The organism is Maribacter sp. HS (assembly GCF_048059195.1).
GTDB lineage: Bacteria > Bacteroidota > Bacteroidia > Flavobacteriales > Flavobacteriaceae > Maribacter > Maribacter dokdonensis.
In genome coordinates this window covers 524,115-541,919 of record NZ_JAYLVV010000004.1, presented here as the reverse complement: position 1 = coordinate 541,919, position 17,805 = coordinate 524,115, and the positions used below count along the sequence as shown (strand labels likewise).

11 protein-coding genes are annotated in these 17,805 nt (G+C 36.9%); 9 read left to right on the top strand and 2 right to left on the bottom strand.

Features of this window, described 5'->3' with window-relative positions:
• The first annotated feature begins 7 nt into the window (after positions 1–7).
• From VBZ51_RS11925 to VBZ51_RS11910, 4 genes are read left to right on the top strand one after another with little or no spacing between them, the layout of a single operon-like run.
• Positions 8–2,347 carry a HEAT repeat domain-containing protein gene (locus VBZ51_RS11925; protein WP_416577073.1) on the top strand — a complete coding sequence of 780 codons (2,340 nt, stop codon included), beginning with the start codon at positions 8–10 and terminating at the stop codon, positions 2,345–2,347.
• Complete coding sequence (locus tag VBZ51_RS11920) at positions 2,340–3,770, top strand: glycosyltransferase family 2 protein (RefSeq protein WP_058102674.1); 1,431 nt, start codon at positions 2,340–2,342, stop codon at positions 3,768–3,770. The genes VBZ51_RS11925 and VBZ51_RS11920 overlap by 8 nt, the downstream gene beginning before the upstream one ends.
• A gap of 5 nt (positions 3,771–3,775) precedes the next feature.
• A complete protein-coding gene (locus tag VBZ51_RS11915; protein ID WP_416577072.1) occupies positions 3,776–6,157 on the top strand; it encodes a sulfatase-like hydrolase/transferase in 2,382 nt (793 codons plus the stop codon).
• Positions 6,158–6,192: 35 nt separating this feature from the next.
• Positions 6,193–7,464 carry a YaiO family outer membrane beta-barrel protein gene (locus VBZ51_RS11910; protein ID WP_416577071.1) on the top strand — a complete coding sequence of 424 codons (1,272 nt, stop codon included), beginning with the start codon at positions 6,193–6,195 and terminating at the stop codon, positions 7,462–7,464.
• Here the strand turns inward: VBZ51_RS11910 and VBZ51_RS11905 are convergent.
• Both VBZ51_RS11905 and VBZ51_RS11900 read right to left on the bottom strand, forming a co-directional pair.
• Entirely contained in the window at positions 7,454–8,746 is a 1,293-nt protein-coding gene (locus tag VBZ51_RS11905) for a hypothetical protein (protein ID WP_416577070.1), read from the bottom strand. The genes VBZ51_RS11910 and VBZ51_RS11905 overlap by 11 nt on opposite strands.
• A 745-nt stretch (positions 8,747–9,491) precedes the next feature.
• Positions 9,492–10,355: a sigma-70 family RNA polymerase sigma factor gene (locus VBZ51_RS11900; protein WP_036154298.1), complete on the bottom strand. Its 864-nt coding sequence runs from the start codon at positions 10,353–10,355 to the stop codon at positions 9,492–9,494.
• Between the two features lie 172 nt (positions 10,356–10,527).
• Between VBZ51_RS11900 and VBZ51_RS11895 the strand changes: the two genes are divergently transcribed.
• The 5 genes from VBZ51_RS11895 (at position 10,528) to VBZ51_RS11875 (ending at position 17,787) form a co-directional block, all read left to right on the top strand.
• Positions 10,528–11,037 carry a DUF6155 family protein gene (locus tag VBZ51_RS11895; protein ID WP_416577069.1) on the top strand — a complete coding sequence of 170 codons (510 nt, stop codon included), beginning with the start codon at positions 10,528–10,530 and terminating at the stop codon, positions 11,035–11,037.
• A gap of 3 nt (positions 11,038–11,040) precedes the next feature.
• Positions 11,041–11,970: a 2-hydroxyacid dehydrogenase gene (locus tag VBZ51_RS11890; protein ID WP_416577068.1), complete on the top strand. Its 930-nt coding sequence runs from the start codon at positions 11,041–11,043 to the stop codon at positions 11,968–11,970.
• 98 nt (positions 11,971–12,068) lie between these two features.
• The gene (locus VBZ51_RS11885; RefSeq protein WP_058102680.1) at positions 12,069–13,580 is read left to right on the top strand and encodes a DEAD/DEAH box helicase; all 1,512 of its coding nucleotides are present in this window, start codon (positions 12,069–12,071) and stop codon (positions 13,578–13,580) included.
• 165 nt (positions 13,581–13,745) lie between these two features.
• A complete protein-coding gene (locus VBZ51_RS11880) occupies positions 13,746–15,956 on the top strand; it encodes a hypothetical protein (protein ID WP_416577067.1) in 2,211 nt (736 codons plus the stop codon).
• Between the two features lie 583 nt (positions 15,957–16,539).
• Positions 16,540–17,787 carry a glycosyltransferase gene (locus VBZ51_RS11875; protein WP_416577066.1) on the top strand — a complete coding sequence of 416 codons (1,248 nt, stop codon included), beginning with the start codon at positions 16,540–16,542 and terminating at the stop codon, positions 17,785–17,787.
• Positions 17,788–17,805 lie beyond the last annotated feature (18 nt).

Below are 17,805 nucleotides of genomic sequence, written 5' to 3'. Positions count from 1 at the left end.
ATAACATTTGTTAATTCCCCCAAGACAAATAAAAATTTCACTGATTACAGCCCCGGAATTCAATTTAGAATATCTCTGGTGGCTCACCATATTGTTTTTGGTGTTATCGGTAATTTACTTTGTTGGGGTATTTCTAATCAGAAATAACATTACTGCCAATAACAAGCGTACCAAAGAAAAGAAGGTAGAATTTTCCCCTATGATCAATGAATTTTTATTCTATGATGATTCTAATTCTAAAGAGGAAAAAATGAACTATCTAAATTTAAAAGTACAGATAAGGGAATTGATCAAGAATAAATTCGATAGACATGTATTGACCGAAGTTTTACTTGATTTGCGCAAAGACCTATCTGGACAATCCCAAGATGTTTTAATCCATTTATACAAAGATTTAGGACTGCATCATGATGCTTATGAAAAATTGGGCAGTAGCAAGTGGCAAGTGGTTTCAAGCGGAATTTTGGAACTGACGACCATGGAGGTGGATGAAGCCTATGGCTTGATCATTAAATTCATTAACCATAGACAAAGTACTGTACGTAAACAGGCAGAAATTGCCGTGGTCAACCTAAAAGAAGAAGGTATTAAATACTTTCTTGACAATACAAAATATAAAATTGCAGAATGGCAACAGTTAAAGTTGTTAGATGTACTTAGGCACAAACCAAATTACACACCACCACAATTTGGGCTTTGGTTAACCTCTACCAATACACATGTAGTGTTGTTCTCTTTACGACTTATAAAATATTATAGTCAAAACGATGCTGAACAGTCAATCATAACATTGTTAAAACATAAAAAGAAAGAAATACAGGCAGAGGCAATAGAGTGCATTAAAGAGTTTCATTTTGTTAGCGCCTTACCCACATTAATTATGGTGTACCCTAAGGCAAGCCATGATATAAAAATTGCAATATTAGATGCCATAGGTGAATTGGGGTCTGCTTCAGAGGTGCCCTTTCTAGAAAAGTTAAAAGCTACAGAACGTCATTTCAATATTAAGGGCAAAGTTATTGGCACTTTGAACAAGATCAATCCTGAAAGTGTATTGCCTACAAAAAATATTTCTCAAGTAGATTTTTATGAGCCAGAGTTTGAATCGGTAGAAGAAGTAATTGAAGATGAGATACTTGAATCACTAATAGAACCTTCTTTGTCCATAGAAACGGAAGAGGTTATTGAGAATACTGATTCAATTAAAGCTGAAATAGAAGGGGAAGAAGATTTACCGGTTATAGTAAATGAATTTATAGAAAATACAGCGGTAGAGGCATCTACAGAGATTTCTATAGAACCTACAGCGAGCGTTACCGATTTACCAATGTCAAAACCAGAAGTTGAGGAGCAAATAAGTGAATTGGATCTTTCTTTCTTACCTCATGTTATGGGTGAAAATGAAACTAATGTAGGTATTATAAATGATGACGTAACTGAATTGGATGATGAAGAGACGAAGGAAACGGTTTTAGAGATTGAAAACGAAGAATTTACGTTTAATTTTTTACCGTTGGTAATAGATGATGTTGTAGCACAAGAAGATGTTGCCCTTGAGGAGTCCGATGCTTTAGAACCTATGTTCGTTTTAGAAAACGAAGCGTTAAACCAAGTGGGTAAGGTCACTGAAACTTTAGACAGCGAAGAAGATTTCGATGAGGAATTAAGTATTGATTGGACATCGATCATATCGGAAAACGACAAAAATAACTTAGAAGACGCTGCAATTGAACCTATTTTAGAAATAAAGAACGGTACCGTTAATTTTTCGGCCAATTTTATGCCTGAGGAAGAATTGGAGACCATGGTGATTTTAGAAAACATTTCGGAACTCGGAGATTGCCGTGAACTAGGTTTATTGTATGATATTATTGAGGAAAATACTTCTGAATTGGTTATTGAAAGAGCTAATGAGCTTATTGAAAAATTCTCCTATCAAACCCCACGACCAAATGATCTGTTAAGCGAGGACAGTAATTTGGCTATGAGCGTGTTTACAGATATTTATCACCAAGCAGATCATGAAACCAAACTTATGTTGATTCATGAAATCAAAATTGTGGGCGATGAAAAAGAATTCCGATTACTGAACAGTATTATAGATTCTACGTCTAACGATTTGTCCAAAGAGGCAAATGATGCATTGAATGCGATTAAAATCCGCTTAGCATTGCCCAAAGAAGAGATACAATTAGAAGGTGCAAAAAACTCCATTTTCGATGTTAATTTTGAATTGGAAATAACAGAGAAAGCAAAAAACAACGTAGCACACAAAGAAAGCGGTTCTACCTTATTTGACCAATTATGTTCCATGTCCAACTCTTTATATAATAAGAAAAATGGATAGTGAATTATTTGGTGTTGTTTTGGAATACATCAATTTTGTATTCTTTGTATTTACGTTAATACTCTTTATTCTATTTTCCTTAATGGCGTATTTCTCAACAAGAAATTCATTGCATTATAGAAATAAGAACAGCTTCACCGATATTTCAAAAATTATGGCATCTCCTTTGGCGCCAACAATTACCATTATAGCACCTGCTTATAATGAGGGGCTTACCATTGTAGAGAATATACGATCCTTGTTATCATTGCAATATGTCAACTATGATGTAATGGTGGTTAATGATGGTAGTAAAGATGATACATTACAGAAATTAATAGATTCTTACGACCTTGAAAAGATCGATGTAGAAATGGATCCCGACTGGAAATCAAAACCGGTTCGTGGAATATATAAATCTAAGAATAGGGCTTTTGAAAAGCTGACCGTTGTAGATAAAATGAACGGAGGCAAGTCTGATGCCCTTAATACCGGTGTAGCACTTTCTACGAGCAAATATGTAGGTTGTATAGATGTTGATTGCCTTTTACAGCCAGATGCCTTATTGCACGTGGTAAAATCTTTCTTTCAACGTTCCAAGAAAAGGGTGATAGCTGTTGGTGGTGTTATACGTGTGGCAAATTCATGTATTATTCAAGGCGGACAGTTAGAGGAAATTAGATTACCCAGTAATTGGCTGGCAAGATTCCAATTATTGGAATACACACGATCTTTTATTCTGGGAAGAATGGCCTGGGGTAGAATTGATAGTTTACTTATTATTTCTGGTGCATTTGGTTTTTTTGAACGTGAAATTGCTTTGGCTGTTGGCGGTTATGATACGGATACCGTTGGTGAGGATATGGAAATCGTCTTTAAAATGCGCCGTTACATGCATGATAGAAGGGAACCGTATACAATAGAGTATATTCCCGACCCTCTGTGCTGGACAGAAGTTCCAGAAGATCTCAACATTCTCGTAAACCAAAGAGATCGTTGGGCCAGGGGCAATTTAGAAACGTTGTTCAAGCATAAGGATATGCTGTTCAATTCAAAGTATGGTAGATTGGGATTGTTGAGCTATCCGTACTGGTTTTTTTATGAATGGCTTTCTCCATTATTGGAGTTTTTTGGTTTTTTCACCATTATCCTTTTTGCCTATTTAGGTATTTTAAATTGGGAATTCTTTTTCATGATTACGTTGGCCATTTTTCTGTTTTCGATCATGATTTCCTTTTACGCCATTCTTTGGGATGTGTATTCCTATAACCAATATAGAAAAACAAAAGATATTCTTATTCTCATGGGGCTGGCCATTTTAGAACCTTTCATTTTTCACCCAATTGTGGTATATGCTGCGGTCAGGGGCAATTATAAAAAATTATTTAAGATTAAATCTGGCTGGGGATCCCAAGTTAGAAAAGGTTTTGCAAAAGCAACATAATAGCAATGAACACAAGTAAAATAGATAGATATACCTTAAAGCAGTATACGCGGCTTATGATATCCTTTTTTGGATGTCTGCTGGTATTAACGCTTTTTCAATATGGTATGCTATACTATAAAGGTGTTATAGATGCTATTATTTCCATTAGTTTTCTTAAAGCTGTTGTACATCAAATTGGCTTTACTGCTTTAATGGGTATTGTTATGGTTTTTCCTTTTAATTTTTGGGAAAATCTACGCTCCAGATATGGGTTTAACCTGGTATTCGTTCTTTTGGGCTTAGTGCTGATATTTGAGGCAGTTCTTATTGCTTATTATTGTTCTACTTTGGTGCCTTTAGGGTCAGATTTACTAGGATATAGCTATGCAGATGTAAAGATAACCCTTGCCAATTCTGGCGGATTCATGATTTCGGTATACCTACTTTTTGCCGTTGCTTTTTTAATTGGTCTTTTTTGGGTTTTATATAAGGTTACTTCTAAATTTTATCATAGGATCAGTAGAATGTACCCTTTTACCATTGTTTTGTTTAGCCTGTTCATGGCTTCTTTGTTTACAGATGGAAAGCCCATTAACCAGAACAAAGTTCAATATTTAGCGGTTAACATATACAATACCAGTACAGAAGATAACTCATATACCTCTAAAGAAGAATACCCATTGGTTCAAGGTCCGATCATTGAAAATGTTCTTGGTGATTACTTTGAATTAAAAGAAGAGAAACCAAATATCGTATTTATTATGGTAGAAGGTCTGGGTAGGGATTTCGTTGGGGAAGGTGCCGAGTTTGGCGGATTTACCCCATTTCTAGATTCATTGACTACCAAATCCTTGTACTGGGAAAATTTCTTGAGCAATACCGGGAGAACTTTTGGGGTTTTACCTTCTTTATTGGGTTCGCTGCCTTTTGGTAAAAGCGGCTTTATGGAGCTAGAAGAATATCCTAATAAACTTACAATGTTCAGTGTTCTAAAAAATAATGGCTACCATACTTCTTTTTATCAAGGTACCAATAGTTCTTTTGATAAGGTTGACCGATTTCTAAATAGCGAGAATGTTGATTTTATACTGGATAAATCAGGATTTGGAATTCAATACCAGCAACAGGCTGAAGATGCCGCCGGTTCATCATGGGGATATCCAGATAAGGAATTGTTCAAAAAAAGTATCAGTTTAGAAAGAAACGAAGATCAACCAAGACTAGAAGTGTACATGACCATTAGTACGCATGAGCCATTTATACCGCCCAATCAAGATTTTTTTGAAACCAAAGTGGATCAGATTTTAAAGAATGGTGATTTTGGTTCCAGGGAGACAAAAATCATTGAAAAAAACAATAATGTTTTTGCCACACTGTTATATACAGACGATGCTATTCAATGGTTTATGGAATCCTATAAATCTCAGCCAAACTATGAGAATACCATTTTTGTGATTACCGGTGACCATAGGCTTATACCTATTCCGCAGAGAAACAGTATCAGTCGTTTTCATGTGCCATTGATCATGTATAGCCCAATGCTAAAAAAAACACGTAAAATGAGTTCTATCTCATCACATTTTGATGTCACTCCGTCTATTCTAGCGTTGTTGGATGATGCATACGAAATGAAAATGCCTAAAAAAGTAGCTTGGATGGGTGGTGCGATAGATATGGAAACAGCATTTAGGTCCACTAAGAACATACCTTTAATGCGTAACAAAAATGAGCTGAAAGAGTATATAAGTAAAGAGAAATTATATACCAACGGTGATATTATGGAGCTGGATGAAAATATGGATATCAGTTCTACCTTTGGCGGTAGTGGGGTTGAAAAATCATTGGAACGCTTTAAGTCCGTGAACCATTATGTCACTACAGAAAATAAAATCATACCAGATAGTTTGACCATATTTTCTGTTCAAACGGAAAAATTTACACCGGCAGAAATTACGTGGATCAACAGTATTTATGATGGAAGCAATTTTGATCGTTCCTTTTTTAAGGCACGGGATTTAGCTTTTAACAAAAAATGGGATGATGCACTTTTATTATGCCGTTACATTTTGTCTGAATCTCCCAGCCATATAGACACTAAGATTTTATCAGGACGGTTACACATTTGGAAAGGTAATTATGAGGAGTCGGTAAAGATTTTAAAGGAATGTATTGCCATGAACCCAAATTATATAGATTCCTACGCCGCACTTTTTGATGTGTATTTCTGGTATGATAAACACGCGGAAGGTTTGGCCTTGGTAGATATCGTTCAGGAAAACAGTGCTAGTGTCAATGAAATTTCCAATAAAATAGCAAGGGCTAAAACAAGCGCAAGAAAGGCAGGAATTAAAAATTATCAAACTTCAAAAGATACTACCAATAGCACTTTGGCATCTATAGAATAATGAATAAGAGTTGGCTACATATTACATCTTTAATCATGCTACTGCTTGTTACTCAGGCAAAAGGGCAAGATACACCGTATAGTAACCCTTCTTTTGAAAGTGCTTATGCTTTGGCGTATGAGGGCAAAACAAATACTGCCCACAATATATTGTACACCTTGATCAATGAATCGGAAACAGAGGAGGAAACTTCTATTCTATGGGCAAGAACCTTAAGTTGGCGAGGCGATTATGATGGTGCCAGGTCTGCGTTCAATACCATATTGTCTAAGAACAAGAATAACAGAGCAGCGTGGTTAGGGGCTATAAAGAACGAACTTTATGCCAAAAACTATCATACTGCACTTGGTCTTGCCAATAAGGCTTTACTGCATAAATCTAATGACCCTGAGCTGCAAAGATTACAAGCTATTGCCATAGACGGTATAAATGGCATTGTTTATAGTGATAAAGCTTGGTATAATGTAGACAGTAAAATAGCAAGGAGTTCATCAAAACCAAAAAAAGAAACTGCTAAGGTTGTTGAAAGGGATACCTTGCAAAATGTACATAAAACACCGGTTACCGAAGAACAGCTAAAAAACACGGTTTCGGTAAACAGTTCGGTTACTTTTTACGATAAGCGTTTTGATCCTATTACAACCTCTAGTATTTCTTACAATAGGCAAACACCTTACGGAGTGATCATTCCTAGAATAAACAACAGCAATAGGCTAGGCAAAAACGGAATTCAATTAGATGTAGACCTTTATCCAAAAATTACCAAGGGCGTTTATGCCTATTTAAATTATGGTTATTCGGAATCTGATTTGTATCCAAACCATAAAATGGGTGGGGATGTCTACTATAATCATAAAAGTGGTATTGAATTTTCTGCAGGTGGTAGATTCATAAATTTTGCGACCAAGGATGTAAAATCTATAACCAATTCATTGGGGTATTATACTGGTAACTACTATTTTTCATTGCGATCGTACATTACGCCAGAAGCCGATAATTTAACCAATGTATCGGGTAATCTATTAATCCGAAAGTATCTAAAAGACGCCGAAAACTTTATGGGTATAAATGTAGGTGTAGGGTTTTCACCAGAGCTACGTCAATTTACTTCTGGTGACCAATTACTGGCAGAAACCCTATTGTATATAGAATCTCAACGATTAAGTTTTGAGTATCAGTTTACAAGTAAGAATAATTTGAGCGCCTATAGAACCAATGTTGGGGTTTTGAGACAAGAACAATCTTTTGACCCTGGTAGTTATTTCTATTCTATTTCAGCGGGGCTCACCTATGAGTTCAATTTTTAGAACCCATATCGGTAATCCACTTATCGGCATACATGCCATATACCAAGCCCAGTTCATTATCATATACATATTGTTCATCTTTACCGCTGTCAAAATTTACGTTGAAGACAAATACTTTAATTCCTGCATCTCTTAACGCTAACATTAATTTCTTCTGACTGGAGATTATTCTACGTGATACTGCAGCGTATTTTACATCGTTCACCTTTAAGAAATTAATTTTGTCTCCCTTAATTGCCAATAAGGGTTCTTGGGAGATCATGATATGTATACCGTTTTCAGATGCTTTTTCTACGGCCATAACACTGAACAATTCCATAATTAGTCGGTCCTTATCAATAAAAGCATTGGCAAAAGCTAGTGGGTCGTTTACTTTATCAGTTATTAAAGTAGCATCTGGGTGTTGTTTGAACCAAGTATTTATGCCTTCCATATCTAAGGTGGTATAATCCCCATAGATTTTCTGTTTCATAAATTGGGCATGGGTAGGGGGCAAGGTACCTGTATAATCCGTAAAACGTGCCCACATGTTCCAATCATGTGCCGCTACTAATTTGCCGTCAGAAGTTTCTATAATATCCAGCTCAAAAAACCTGAATCCTTTTTTATAGTTTTCATCTAGGGCGTGTTTAGAATTGGTAGACTTTACACCATTGATTTCACCACCTGCGTGGGCAATGTAACGATCAATATTGTCTTCAAATTCATAGACCTCTCTTGGAAAATATATGGTTGTGTCCAATATTGGTGAAGCAATAGGTATTTGCTTGGTAATGGAATTATCATCTATTTGCTCAAAAATTTGCCCATCTATATGATGCATAATATATGCTTGTCTTCCTTTTAATGTACTTAACTGGGGTAGACCTAAATTGCTAAGTTCCTTCTGGTATCCCTCTAATTTTGCGGCTGCGGAATCATGTGCCAATATGGCTATGCTAGCTTTGGCATTCATCATTTCAGTAAGTACTTTAATAAAATCTAGTACATCTTGATCACTACCGTAGGTGTCAAAAGACTTAAATTCTATTTTGCGATTGCCTTGCAAGTGCACTATGGTAAGACCTCGTTCAATGCTTTCGGTTTGTGAACCATAGGTGAAGGTACTACGTTGGTGTGTATTAAAACTGTGGCTGTTGAGTTTAAGTTCTACATTGGTGAAATCATCTACGTAAGCAGTATGCTCTTTTACTGCATGTGCATTTACTTGGTAACCTATAAAGAAAGTTACCAATATTATATATAGTATACTTTTTGTTTTACTGCCGGGGAAACACATCATTATATGTATTGTTTTATGTTACTAAAGGTAAAAGATTATACCATTCTTAAAGGATTACTATAAAAACGCAAATATCATCTAGGTATTGTTATCTGTTATATTACTGAAAATCAACCTTTTGTATTAATGAAAGTTAAAAGATTTCTTAACAATAGCTTAAAACATATATGAAAGTTAGTATTCCGGATGGGTATAAAAAAGCATCAAATTTGAGGGAAATACCGATTAAGTACCTAAAAATAGGATGAACTACATTGGTCGCACCCCTAATAAAACACAGGGTTGAAGGGTATTTTTATGTTTAACAACATATTTAGGTAGTTTTTACAACATATTTAAATTGGTTCACCACAATTTATTGTGACAATCTTAACATCATTATATATTTACTATCAAGATATGAAAACCCAAATTAAGATTAACTTTTAAACCTACAATATGCTTTACGACACCTACGGTGAAGAATACCTTATTTTTCTTCAAGATTTAAATGAGATTTTAAGTATCAACGAATTAGCTGAGTTGGATTACATGTAAAATCTACCAAACCAAAACACCAATAAAATTTAAACCTATGGCACATCAAAACCAAGATTTCTCGTCCTATCAAAATTTCATCCAGGATTTAAATAGTATTCTGGTAAATTTTAATATCAATAAATTATCCTATTCTTAGGATGATAAAAAAGCAAAAAGAAAGCGCCCGTATAAAACGGGCGCTTTCTTTTTTAAAACAAAATTATATTTAGCCTAAATAGGTCTTAAGTAACTTGCTTCTAGAGGCATGTCTTAATTTACGAATTGCCTTTTCTCTAATTTGTCTAACACGTTCCCTGGTCAAATCAAAGGTTTGTCCGATCTCTGCCAAGGTCATGGACTGTTGATCACCAATACCGTAATATAGCTTTACTACATCTGCTTCTCTTGGAGAAAGGGTATCTAAAGCTCTATTGATTTCAGTGTTCAATGATTGCTGCAATAAGATGTTATCCGGTCTTGGAGATTCTCCTGAACGTAATACATCATACAGATTGGAATCTTCGCCTTCACGTAACGGAGCATCCATAGATACGTGTCTTCCAGAATTTTTCAATGATTGCTTTACTTCAGAAACGGTCATTTCCAACTCTTTGGCAATCTCTTCTGGAGACGGTGGGCGCTCATGTGCCTGCTCTAAATAAGAAAATGTCTTTTTTATCTTGTTAATTGAACCAATTTTGTTCAATGGTAAACGAACAACTCTAGATTGTTCTGCCAAAGCTTGCAATATGGATTGTCTGATCCACCAAACGGCATAGGATATAAACTTAAATCCTCTTGTTTCATCAAATCTTTTTGCTGCTTTAACTAAGCCTAAGTTACCTTCGTTAATTAAATCCGGTAATTTTAGACCCTGATTTTGGTATTGTTTTGCTACGGAAACCACAAATCTTAAGTTGGCCGTGGTCAATTTTTCCAAAGCTGCTTGACTACCTTCTCGAATCTTCTGCGCTAGTTCTACCTCTTCATTCGCTGTAATCAAATCAATTTTACTGATATCTTGCAAGTATTTATCCAGTGATTTCGATTCACGATTCGTTACCTGCTTGATAATCTTTAGTTGCCTCATATGTGTGTATGGAATTTAGAAGTTGTACAAGTTTACAGTATAGCATTTTTTATCGTAATAACCTAATGAATAACATCATAGTTCTACACCATTTATTAGCTTTAACAAAGATTTAAGGATTTATGACGTTACATTGGTAAAGCGTATTTTTGATGTCTTACAGCACATATTTATGAGTAAAAGGGCATTAAAAACACACCTATCCAAATCACCGAAAAAAGCGCTGGAAGAGCAGATATTGGAGTTGTACGAGAAATTTCCGGCGGTGAAGACTTACTATGACTTTGCCTTTAACCCTAAAGAGGATAAATTGGTGCAAGATGCCAAGGCAAAAATCTCAAACGAGTACTTCCCTTTAAAGAGAAAGCGACCACGGGCAAGACGTTCTGTAGCCCAAAAATTCATCAAACATTTTATTAAGTTAGGGGTAGACCCTCACCTTATTGCTGATGTCATGTGCTATAATCTTGAAATTGCACAAACGTTTTCAATGGAGAAAAATGTGCCCGACTCCTTTTTCAAGAGCATGTTGAATTCATTTAACGAGGTAGTTCACTTTACAAGCGTTCAAGGAATATTTACAGATTTTAAAGAGCGTATTCTTAAAATTTATACGGAAATCCAAAACCAAAAATGGCCTTATGAAGAAGAATTTTCTAAAGCCTTGGATATAATTGATTAGCATATGGCAATAGTTATCATAAGACAAGACAATAAGATAGATCTATGGAAAAATGCACTGCTTAAAGAGAATAGCTCACTTAAGGTGTACAGCTATCTAGAAGAGCACCCAAAGGAAGATATTACCATGGCCTGTATTTGGAAACATCCACAAGGTGCTCTGGCAGATTATCCAAACTTAAAATGTATTGCCTCTGCAGGGGCAGGGGTAGACTATATTTTTGAAGATGATACCAGACCTAAGAATATTCCCATTACACGTATTGTAGATCCTTATTTGGCCAGTGACATGTCTGAACATGTTCTGAGTGTTCTATTGGCGCATCTTAAAAATTTGAACGCATATAAATTGGATCAGATAGACCATGTTTGGCAACCTAAGGATTACAAAAGAATTAAGGACGTTACCGTTGGCATTTTAGGTCTTGGCGAATTAGGCGCACTTACTGCCAAAGACCTCACTTCCGTTGGGTTTAAGGTACAAGGGTGGAGCAGAAGCAAAAAAGACATACAGGGCGTAAAAACTTTTGCAGGTCCGGAAGAAAAGGATGCGTTTTTAAAGACTAGTGATATTTTAGTGTGCCTGCTACCGCTAACTCCGGCAACCGAAGGTATTTTAAATAAAGAATTGTTATCCAAACTTCCTCAAGATGCTTATGTTATTAATGTTGCCCGAGGGGGACACTTGGTAGATGAGGATCTTTTGACACTTTTAGACGAGCAACATTTATCAGGGGCTTGTTTAGATGTGTACCATACTGAACCCTTACCTAAAGACCATCCGTTTTGGAACCATAAAAAAATACACATGACCCCTCATTACGCCAGTGTATCGGACACCGGTTCGGTTATTCCACAAATTGTAGAAAACTACAAAAGGTTAGATTCCGGCGAAAAATTGCAGAATCTGGTAGATATGAACAAGGGATATTAATATTGTGTTTTAAAGTTTTTTATTTCCTATACCCATAAAATTCTTATAATTTTATAAGGTTTTTGCATTATTAATCTAAATAAACGCCTACAAACCTTTTGAAGTTACATAAAGAGACCGCTGAGAAGACCCTGTACGATTATCAAGAGGAAGATCTACATACTATTTTTAAGTATCTAGAAGAGAACGGTGATAATTCTAACCTGCTTTACCAACTGCCTACCGGTGGTGGTAAGACCGTGGTGTTTTCTGAAATAGCCAAGCGCTACATAGCCAAGACCAATAAAAAAGTCATTGTACTTACCCATCGTATAGAACTTAGTCAACAAACCTCTAGAATGTTGAAAGGGTTTGGGGTAAAGAACAAAATAATTAATAGCGAGGTCAAGGAGTGGCAGGATCAAGATGAGTTCATGTGTTTTGTTGCCATGGTAGAAACGCTGAACAACAGACTTCAGGAAGAGAAGGTAGAGATCAATAACATTGGTTTGGTCATTATTGATGAGGCGCATTACAATTCTTTCCGCAAACTCTTTAAGTACTTTGAGAACTCTGTCATACTTGGGGTTACGGCAACGCCTTTAAGCTCCAATATTAAGCTGCCCATGAAAGACAACTATAAAAAGTTGATCGTGGGCGAGTCTATAGAATCCTTGATTCAGAAAAAATTCTTGGCTAAGGCCAACATGTACAATTATGACGTAAGCTTACAGACCCTAAAATTGGGTATTAGTGGAGATTATACGGTAAAATCGTCCGATGAGCTTTATGGAAACCACAGCATGTTGAACAAGCTTGTTTCCGCTTACAATGAAATTGCAAAGGGTACCAAGACCTTAATTTTTAACAATGGTATAAATACCTCTAGGTACGTTTGCGAAACCTTTAAAAAAGCAGGGTATAACATTCGTCATTTAGATAATAAGAATAACGCTGCAGAGCGAAAAGAGATTCTAAAATGGTTTAAAGAAACCCCTGATGCCATTTTGACTTCAGTAAGTATTTTGACCACCGGTTTTGATGAACCTAGTGTAGAAACCATTATTTTGAACCGTGCTACACGTTCATTGACCCTTTATTTTCAAATGATCGGTCGTGGTTCTAGATATCTGCCAAACAAACAAGAATTCAATGTTATTGATATGGGTAACAATGTTGCCCGTTTTGGACTTTGGAACGCTGGTATAGATTGGCAGGAAATTTTCCATTTTCCAGATTTCTATTTGGAGAATATTAAGAACGATGAGGAAATTGAGCGTGAATTCGTTTATGAAATGCCGCCGGACCTAAGGGCGGAGTTTGCAAAATCGACCGACATTGATTTTGACATTAAGGCGGAATACAAAAAAAGTTTTGCCAACGGTGAAAAATCCAAACTGGTGCTGGAAAAGAGTATTGAGCAACATGCCAAAATATGTGTAGAAAACTCAGAAGATGTTTTTGATGCCCGTATTCTTGCGAAAAAATTAAAGGAAGAAATTCAATATCGTGTGCGCCAATATTCGTATTGTATTATGAACAATACCAAAAATTACAAGGAGTGGTTAGAGGAAGATTATGAGCGTAAACTACGTTCTAAAATCTCTAAACTTTTTGCGGCTAAAATGTAGAGTCAAAACTAGGTTAGGCATTATGATTTAGAATAAGCGTAGTTGCCAATTCTGTATTTAGGTGTACCGTATTTTACGGGATGTTGAAAAATGTAGGGTTCGTTACCTATTTACACAGAAGTTGGTTAATTTCAAGAGCTAGAACCACCAGAACGCTCTCAACTAATGAAAAATCACTTATTTTCACTCACCTTACTTCTAACCATTTTATTTTACGGCATTGCAGGTTATCACTTTTTAACCGGTTGGCATCCTATTGTCATGATGTTCATTGCCATTATTTTGGGGCTCGTAATTAACATTTTGGTATATGGCATCTTAAATGTTCTAGGTAAAAGTTTAAAGCAAATTTCTCTTCACCCTATAACCGCTGTTCTTAGCGCAGTTATTGTTTTTACCATTTTAAAATATATTGGGTTTGGTTGGCCTACCTTATTTTATACTTGCATCATAGCGTTAGGCATACTTTTATGTATTGCACTATACCAATTTCAATTGAAAAGGAACTTTATAAATGGTGCCTTTTTATTGATATTTTTAGTAGGCACAGGTTATGCTTTGTTCGCCCTGGCAAATTCCGGGTCGGACCCTTATGAGAAAGAAGTGCCATTGGCTTTTGCACATGACAATTCCTTTCCGCCAGAACCGGTTCCCATACAGAACCCTGCCGCACCTGGTACGTTCACGGTAAAAACGTTTACTTATGGTAGCGGTACGGATGTACAACGAGAGGAATTTTCAACCGGCGTAAAGTTTAAAACGAATACTGTTGATGGTTCCCTGTTAATTCCCGATTGGAAGGATAAAAAGAAAAAATGGCGCGAGCGCTATTGGGGTTTTGGTGCAGAGAATTTTCCATTGAACGGTAGGGTGTATATGCCAGAAGGTGAGGGACCTTTCCCCATTACCTTAATTGTACATGGTAATCATAGTATGATAGATTACTCCGATGATGGTTATGGCTACTTGGGGAATTTATTGGCTAGTAGGGGAATTATAGCGGTATCCGTAGATGAGAACTTTTTAAACGGTCATTGGTCCGGCGATTTTAGGGGAAAGGAAATGCCTGCGCGCGCATGGTTGTTATTAAAGCACTTGGAGCAATGGAGAACTTGGAACAATCAAGAGGGTCATGAGCTATCGCAAAAGGTAGATTTGAACAATATTATGCTCGTTGGGCATTCCCGTGGTGGAGAGGCGGTTTCCATTGCCGCAGCGTATAATCCGTTACCCTATTTTCCTGATCAGGCATTGGAAAAATTCAATTTCAATTTCGGAATTAAAGGGGTAGTGACACTTGCCCCTACAGATTATAGATATGAACGTAAGATCATACTGAACAATATAAATTTCTTAAGTATACAAGGCTCTTATGATGCTGATGAAGTGAGCTTTTGGGGTATGAGACCTTACCGTCGGTTACAGTACACAGATTCTATTTCCAGGTTTAAGGCAGGTGTCTACATTCACCATGCCAATCACGGTCAATTTAACTCCACTTGGGGAAATTCGGATTTTGGCGCACCGTCTAAATGGTTGTTGAATTTAAATCCGCTTTTAAAGGAGGTACAACAACAAGAAGCCGCCAAGGTGTTTATCAGCTCCTTTGCAGAGGCTACGTTGAAGAATAGGGAAGAATACCACGCCATATTCAAAAATGTTTCCGTTGCCAAACAATGGCTTCCGGTAGAGCATTACCTTACTTCTTTTGAATCCTCTAATTTTCATACTATTGCTGATTTTGAGGGCGATATTGATATAACTACGGCAAAAGATAGCGCAAAGATAATAGCCACGAATATGGCGCTTTGGAAAGAACAAAACCTACCTACACGAGATGAAGGTAGCCAAGAGAACAATGCCGTTATCTTGGGATGGGATTATGAGAAGTTCACTAATAGTTCCGATAAAGCAAGGTATGAAATCTTGCTTTCTGCAGCTGATTCCATCCCTTTTAGAAATACCACAAGTCTGCAGTTTACCCTAGGTGCGGGCAATCACGAATGGTTGGATTTCAATTTGACCGATGAGCAGAAAGAAGCAAAAGAAGATGCTGAAGAACGTGAAGTGCCACAGTTGGATTTCTCCATACAGCTTACCGATAAAGCGGGACAAACAAGCATGGTAAAAGTGAGCGATATCAAAGGCATAACCAAACCTTTAAAAACCCGCTTTACCAAATTCGGATTCTTGGATAAGGAAATGATCGGTGAAGATTGGGAAGTGCAATTACAGACCTTTCATATTCCCTTGGAAGCTTTTTTAGCAGCAAATTCAACACTTAAGGTCGATGAGATCACTACGATCAGTTTTATTTTCGACCAAACGGATTATGGGGTAGTGGTGCTAGATGAAATAGGGGTTTCGGGGGATTAGTTGTTGGTTGTTGGAAATTTAGCTTTGCTAAATTTCATAGAACAAAAAGTCTTTACTCTAATTTCTATTTTCTCAATTCTTACTTAACACATTGTAAAATCAAACTGCTTAATACTTCGTACTTTGTACTTCTCACTTTACACCTTTCAGTCAGTTCGAGTGAATTTCGAGGCACGAGAAATTAGTATCGAGAACTATTTCGTGTACCAAAGTTCTCGATACAACTTTTTGGTTTCGCTATGCTACAACTCCAAAGCCACTCGAAGTGACAGCGGTTTTAATCTGCAATACCAATCTATAAACGTATGGTCAGTTCGAGTGAATTTCGAGGCACGAGAAATTAGCTAGCCCGCCGAGTAGGAGGGTATCGAGAACTATTTCGTGTACCAAAGGTTCTCGATACATCTTTCTAGTTTCCGCTATGCTTTAACTAAAAAGCCACTCGAACTGACAATAGTACTTTATTGATAATCCGTTGCATTCATTCAACAGATTACCACGTAGCGAAAAGCTCCTCGCTATGACGTAATAAACTTGCCAACCAACAACCATTTCCCGTACTTTGTACTTAATACTTCGGACTTTGTACGTAAAAAAACATCCCAAAACCCTTCTCGTAATCGCATTGGTATGGCCAGAACCTGCTTCTACTGCGGCCGGTGTTCGTATGATGCAACTGTTACAGGTTTTTAAAAACCAAGGGTATCGAATTACGATTTCTTCTGCGGCTTCAAAATCAGCGTATTCGGCGGATATGGTAGCGCTTGGTTATGAAACTGCGGAAATCAAGATGAACGATAGTTCTTTTGATGTTTTTGTAAAAGATTTGAATCCTGATGTGGTGCTGTTTGATCGGTTTTTGACCGAAGAGCAATTTGGGTGGCGTGTTGCCGAAAACTGTCCGCAAGCGCTTCGTGTGTTAGATACCGAAGATTTGCATTCGCTGCGCTATGTACGCGAGCAGTGTTTTAAAAAAGAAATTCCATATACTACAGAAGCTTGGTTAGCTGATGACAAGACCAAACGGGAAATTGCCAGTATATATCGGTGCGATTTATCCCTGATCATTTCCAGCTATGAAATGGAACTACTGACCGAAGTACTCAAAATAGATAAAAGTCTATTGTTGTTAATCCCTTTTATGGTCGATGAAATTGGTAATGACTCCAGTTGGAAAACATTTGAACAACGACAAGATTTTATTTTCATTGGCGGAGGCAAACACGCCCCTAATATAGATGCCGTAAAATGTTTAAAATCCATTATATGGCCATTGGTGCACAAACAATTGCCCGAAGCAACTATACATATTTACGGTGCTTATTTGCCACAGCAGCTATTGGAGATGCACAACCCAAAAGAGAAGTTTCTAGTACACGGTAGAGCGGATCATGTTGATGATGTTATGCAAAACGCCAAAGTATGTTTGGCTCCGCTACGTTTTGGAGCGGGTATCAAAGGAAAATTACTTTCCGCCATGCAAAACGGTACACCAAGTGTAACTACCACCTTGGGCGCAGAAGGCATGCACGGCATTTTGGACTGGAACGGATATATAGAAAATGACCATAGCGCTTTTGTAGAAGCGGCAGTTCGCTTATACACTAAAAAAGAAGCATGGCAAACCGCACAAGATCAAGCCAAAACTTTAGTCAATACTTTATACAATAAAACAAGTCTAGAAGCCATACTTGCAAACAGCATAGCACAGCTTCAAAAAAATATAGAAACACACCGCAAGCAGAATTTTATAGGCGCCCTACTACAACACCATACCATGAGTGCCACCAAGTTTATGAGTAAATGGATTGAGGAGAAGAATAGGGGGTAGGATAAGTTTGTTATAGGT